At 73.0% G+C, this 4,515-nt stretch carries 4 protein-coding genes and 2 pseudogenes; all 6 read right to left on the reverse strand.

From position 1 onward, the window contains the following. Window positions 1-271 (reverse strand): annotated as a pseudogene (locus ACFE64_RS15215) (cell division protein FtsA); the annotation flags it as partial. 1 nt (window position 272) lies between these two features. Further along, window positions 273-1,226, reverse strand: coding sequence for a cell division protein FtsQ/DivIB (locus tag ACFE64_RS15220; protein WP_375393300.1), 954 nt, complete (start codon window positions 1,224-1,226; stop codon window positions 273-275). After that, window positions 1,223-2,170: a D-alanine--D-alanine ligase gene (locus ACFE64_RS15225; RefSeq protein WP_375393301.1), complete on the reverse strand. Its 948-nt coding sequence runs from the start codon at window positions 2,168-2,170 to the stop codon at window positions 1,223-1,225. The genes ACFE64_RS15220 and ACFE64_RS15225 overlap by 4 nt, the downstream gene beginning before the upstream one ends. Further along, window positions 2,167-2,631, reverse strand: a complete 465-nt coding sequence (locus ACFE64_RS15230) for an endonuclease domain-containing protein (RefSeq protein WP_375393303.1) — start codon at window positions 2,629-2,631, stop codon at window positions 2,167-2,169. Before ACFE64_RS15230 ends, ACFE64_RS15225 begins: the two co-directional genes overlap by 4 nt. Next, window positions 2,623-3,486, reverse strand: a pseudogene (murB, locus tag ACFE64_RS15235) (UDP-N-acetylmuramate dehydrogenase); the annotation flags it as partial. The pseudogene murB and the gene ACFE64_RS15230, both read right to left, overlap by 9 nt. Before the next feature lie 149 nt (window positions 3,487-3,635). Next, on the reverse strand, window positions 3,636-4,515 hold an 880-nt coding region (locus ACFE64_RS15240), incomplete at its 5' end, for a glutamate ligase domain-containing protein (RefSeq protein WP_375393302.1).

The raw sequence follows: 4,515 nt of genomic DNA on the forward strand, positions 1-4,515 counted from the left end.
CGCTGACCAGCCCGCCGGCGGAGAAGCCGACCCAGACATTCTCGATGTTCAGGCCCGCGATCCGCTCTGCCTGCTCCACCGCCTCGCGCACCGCCGCCTCCGTCGCGGCCATGTCGGCGATGTAGCCGCGCTTGACCCCGCGGCTCTCGCGCTGGCCGGTGCCGAGCACGATCAGCTCGCCCCCGTCGCCGGGCTGCGCGATCATTGCCGACACCTTGGACGAACCGATGTCGAGCGCGGTGATGAGCCCGTCGGGCGCTGCCTTGGCCATGTTATCCCTCCCCTGCCACAGTCGCCGCCGCCCTGGCGCCCGGCGGCGCCCCGCCCGGCTGCGCGGCGGGCCCCTGATGATCGCCCGGGTCCGCCACCTGCCGCGCGGCCGCCGGATCGGGCCGGCGCGCGACCAGCTTGGCCGGGTCGCGCAGGTCGAAGCTGAGCCAGCCGCGCCCGAGCAGCGGATGCGCCGCATCGCGCCGCGCGAAGTCGGCCAGCGCCGCGCCGGCACCCTCCTCGGGCAGCTTCAGCGTCTCGCCCGACGCGAACTGAAGGTCCCAGCGCCGGTCGCCGACCCAGGTCGCGGTCCGGACGCGCGACCGGAGCGATGGCGCGGCAGCGAGCAGCGCCTGATAGGCGGGCTGCCGCTTGTCCGCGCCCGGTCCGATGATCCGGGGCAGATCGGGCAGGGCATCGCGATCGACGGGATCGAGCAGCACGCCATCCCTGTCGATCAGCGTCAGCCGCCCCTGGTCCTGCCACACCGCCGCCGGCTGGCGCTCGACGATATCGACCAGCAGCGTGTCGGGCAGCCGGCGCGAGACGTGCGCGTCGGCAATCCAGCCATAGCGCAGCAGCTTGTCGCGCACGGCCGCCAGATCGACCAGCGGCATCGCGCGCGAGCGCTGGTCGAGCGCGACGGCATAGACGCTCATCCGGTCCATCCGGTGCAGGCCGGTGATCTCGATCTGCTCGACGCGGAAGCCCGCGCGCCCCGCCGCCTCGCCCAGTTGCTCACCGGCCCAGGCGGGGACGCCGAGCGCGGTCGCGCCGATCACCGCCGCGACGCCACCCGCGGTCAGCATGACGCCGGTCGCCGCCCGGCGCAGCGTCGTCTCGCCGACCGGCAGCTTCGCCAGCAGCCGGTCGATGCGCGACGGCTTGGGCGGCCCGCGGCGCTTGACGGTGGGGCGGCGGGGGACCTGGCCGCGCTTGAGGGTGCGGGTGCTCATGTCAGCGCGCTTTCGTGCAGGGCGTCGTCGACGATCGCCTGGACCAGTTCCTCATAGCTCATCCCGTGGTGCCGCGCCTGTTCCGGGACGAGGCTGAGCGGCGTCATGCCCGGCTGCGTGTTGACCTCCAGCAGGAACAGCCCGTCCGCCCCGCGCTCGTCGTCCCACCGGAAATCGGCGCGGCTCGCGCCCCTGCAGCCGAGCAGGCGGTGCGCCTCCAGCGCGACGTTGCAGCAGGCGCGCGCGATCTTGTCCGGGATCGGCGCGGGATAGAGGTGCTCGGTCATCCCCTCGGTGTATTTGGCGTCGTAGTCGTAGAAGCCGGCGCGCGGGCGCAGCTCGGTGACGCCGAATGCCCTCAGTCCCGTCGGGCCTCCCAGCACCGCCGTCGTCAGCTCGCGGCCACGGATGAACGGCTCGCACAGCAGCGCGTCGAAATCCTGCCACGGCCCGGCCACGTCGCGCCCGATCGGGTCGCCGTAATTGCCCTCGGCAGTGACGATCGCGACGCCGACCGACGAGCCCTCGTTGACCGGCTTCACCACATAGGGCCGCGCCAGCGGATCGCCCGCGAACAGCTCGGCCGAGCGGACGATGCGGCCGCCGGGCATCGGGATGCCGTGCGGGACCAGCACCTGCTTCGTCAGCTGCTTGTCGACCGCGATGACCGAGGTCGCCATGCCCGAATGGGTGTAGCGCACCCCCATCAGGTCCATCAGGCCCTGGACGGAGCCGTCCTCGCCGGGGGTGCCGTGCAGCGCGTTGAACACGAGGTCGGGCGCCGCCTCGGCCAGCCGCGCGGCGACGTCGCGCCCCATGTCGATGCGCGTGACGCGATGCCCGAGCCGCTCCAACGCATCGGCCACCCCCGCGCCGGACAGCAACGACACCGCCCGCTCGGCCGACCAGCCGCCGCACAGGACCGCGAGGTGGAGCGGCTTCACCTCCCTCTCCCTTGAGGGGAGAGGGACAGGCGTGCAGGGCCAGGGAGAGGGGACACCGCCGCGAGGATCGCCTCCAGCACCGCGTCGGGCCGCGCGAGCACGTCATTGTTCCAGACCCGCAGCACCCGATACCCCTCGCCTTCGAGGAAGCTGGTGCGGCGCGCGTCGTAAGCCTGCTGGTCGACATGCTGGCTGCCGTCCAGCTCCACCACCAGCTTCGCCGCGGGGCAGAGGAAATCGACGATGTAGCTGCCCAACGGCACTTGCCGACGGAACCGCAGCCCGTTCAGGCGCGCGCCGCGCAGCCGCTCCCATAGCCGCGCCTCCGCCTCGGTCGGGTGGGTGCGGAGTTCGCGCGAACGGGTCAACAGCTGTTCGGGCGTCCTGCCGCGGCCGTGCAGCCCCTCACCCTGATCGCTGCGCGACCTGTCCCTCTCCCCTGCAGGGAGAGGGAGACCCACCCGCTGGATTTCCCATTCCAGCTCGACACCGCTCGCTGCCTTGACGCGCGCGCGCACCGCCTCGCCCAGCGCCTCGATGTCGGCGCTGGTCGCCTCACCGGTGTTGAGCAGGAAATTGGTGTGCTTCTCGCTCACCTGCGCGCCGCCGTGGCGCAGCCCGCGACAGCCGGCGGCGTCGACCAGCGCCCAGGCTTTCTTCCCCGGCGGGTTCTTGAAGGTCGAGCCGCCGGTCTTCGAGCGGAGCGGCTGCGACGCCTCGCGGCTGGCGGCGATACGGTCCATCTCCGCCTGAATGGCCGCCGGCGCGCCGGGTGCGCCGCGCAAGGTCGCGCTCACGACGACGCAGCCGTCCGGCAGCGCCGAATGGCGGTAGGTGTAGCCGAGCTCCGCCGCCGGAAGCACACGCCGCTCGCCCGAGCGCAGCACCACCTCGCAGTCGACCAGCACGTCCGCCGTCTCACGATCATAAGCGCCGCCGTTCATCCGCACGAAGCCGCCGACCGTGCCGGGGATCGAGCGGAGGAACTCCACCCCCGCGATGCCCGCGTCGCGCGCGGTGGAGGACACCAGGATGCCGCTCGCGCCGCCGCCGCAGGTGAGCGTCGTCGCGTCCAGCGCCTCGACGCGCGCGAACGCCTTGCCGAGTCGCACCACCACCCCCGCCACGCCGCCGTCGCGCACGATAAGGTTGGAGCCGAGCCCGAGCGCCATCACCGGCACGGCCGGATCGAGCGCCGCAACGAAGGCGGCGAGATCGTCGGCGTCCGCCGGCTCGAACAGCCACTGCGCCGCACCGCCCGTCTTGAACCAGACGAGCGGGGCGAGCGCGGCGTCGGGGGTGAGCCGGCCGCGCACCTCCTCCCTCTCCCTGCAGGGGAGAGGGACAGGCGCGCTGGCGCGCCGGGGTGAGGGGCTGGGCGCGTGCGACGGGTCCGGCCCTCTCCCTGCCGCCTGTGGCGGCTGTCCCTCTCCCCTGCAGGGATAGGGAGGGCGACTGACCCCGCTCACGCCGCCACCTCCACCCGCTTCGCCGCGATCGCATCGGCCAGCCCGGCGGCCCAGCGGGTGATGTCCCCCGCTCCCAGGCACACCACCTGGTCGCCGTCGCGCAGGTCCTCCGCCAGCGCGGTCGCCAGCGCGTCCGCGTCCGCCACCGTCTCCGCCTGGCGGTGCCCGCGGCGTTTCAGTCCCTCGACCAACGCGTCGGCCGACACGCCCTCGACCGCGGCCTCGCCCGCCGCATAGACCGGCGTCACCAGCACCCGGTCGGCGTCGTTGAACGCGGTCTGGAACTCCCCCATCAGGTTTCCGAGCCGCGAGTAGCGGTGCGGCTGCACCACGGCGATGACCCGCCCCTCCCCCGACCCCGATGGAGCGCTCTCCCGCGCGGCGGCCAGCACCGCCCTGATCTCGACCGGATGGTGCCCGTAATCGTCGATGATGATGGCGACGCCATCCGCGAGCGGCACCTCGCCCACCCGGGTGAAGCGCCGCTTGACCCCGCCGAAGGTGTCGAAGCCGCGCTGGATCGTCGCGTCGTCGATCCCCAGCTCCAGCGCCACGCCGATCGCCGCCAGCGCATTCTGGACATTGTGCCGGCCCGCCATCGGCAGCGCGATGTCCTCGATCGAGCGCGTGCGCCCGTCGCGCTCACGCACGATCGCCTCGAAGCGGTTGCCGCCCGCGACCGGCGTGACGTTCACGCCCCGCACGTCCGCCTGCGCCGCAAAGCCGTAGGTGACGATCCGCCGGTCGCGCAGCCGCGGCAGGATGTTCTGCACCTCGGGGGAATCGAGACACATCAGCGCCGCGCCGTAGAAGGGCACGTTCTCCACGAACTGGACGAACGCGTCCTTAACCGCGTCGAACGAGCCGTAATGGTCG

The organism is uncultured Sphingomonas sp. (assembly GCF_964250165.1).
In the GTDB taxonomy this organism is placed as follows: domain Bacteria; phylum Pseudomonadota; class Alphaproteobacteria; order Sphingomonadales; family Sphingomonadaceae; genus Sphingomonas.

Excerpts from the sequence above, each read along its gene's own strand:
- ACFE64_RS15220 (WP_375393300.1), bottom strand. The coding sequence starts at position 1,226 with ATGAGCACCCGCACCCTCAAGCGCGGCCAGGTCCCCCGCCGCCCCACC.